Source organism: Shewanella sp. SM29 (assembly GCF_025654245.1).
GTDB lineage: Bacteria > Pseudomonadota > Gammaproteobacteria > Enterobacterales > Shewanellaceae > Shewanella > Shewanella oncorhynchi.
Genome location: NZ_JAKKRN010000101.1, coordinates 1 through 557 on the forward strand (window position 1 = coordinate 1; position 557 = coordinate 557).

General features: G+C 58.6%; 1 protein-coding gene. It reads right to left on the minus strand.

Annotation, left to right across the window (positions count from 1 at the left end):
- Positions 1-557 (minus strand): VCBS domain-containing protein (locus L5L77_RS22650; RefSeq protein ID WP_263223450.1); only part of this gene is annotated, 557 nt, incomplete at both ends.

Here is a 557-nt window from a genome sequence, read left to right on the forward strand (position 1 = left end):
TCACGGTGTGGCTGGCGGTGCCATCGGCACTGGTGACCGTGATGTCACGGGTCAGGGTTTCACCCGCCTTGAGTGACTGCACGTCGCTGTGGCTGTTGTTTAAGGTGTAGGTCCAGTTACCGTCGGCATCAATGCTGAAGAAACCGTAGTTGCCATCGGCGACATTGGTTTGCACTTGGAATACCGCTTCGCCGTTGTCGACGTCGGTGACGGTTAAGGTGCCGGCCACCGTTTGTACTGTGCCTGGCAAGGTGTCGGTATCGCCGTCTTCGGTGACGGTGCCGGCATCGCTGTCGCCGTTACCGACYGTGATGTCAGCGGGATCGTTCGCGCCGACAATGGTGATGGTCACGGTGTGGCTGGCGGTGCCATCGGCACTGGTGACCGTGATGTCACGGGTCAGGGTTTCACCCGCCTTGAGTGACTGCACGTCGCTGTGGCTGTTGTTTAAGGTGTAGGTCCAGTTACCGTCGGCATCAATGCTGAAGAAACCGTAGTTGCCATCGGCGACATTGGTTTGCACTTGGAATACCGCTTCGCCGTTGTCGACGTCGGTG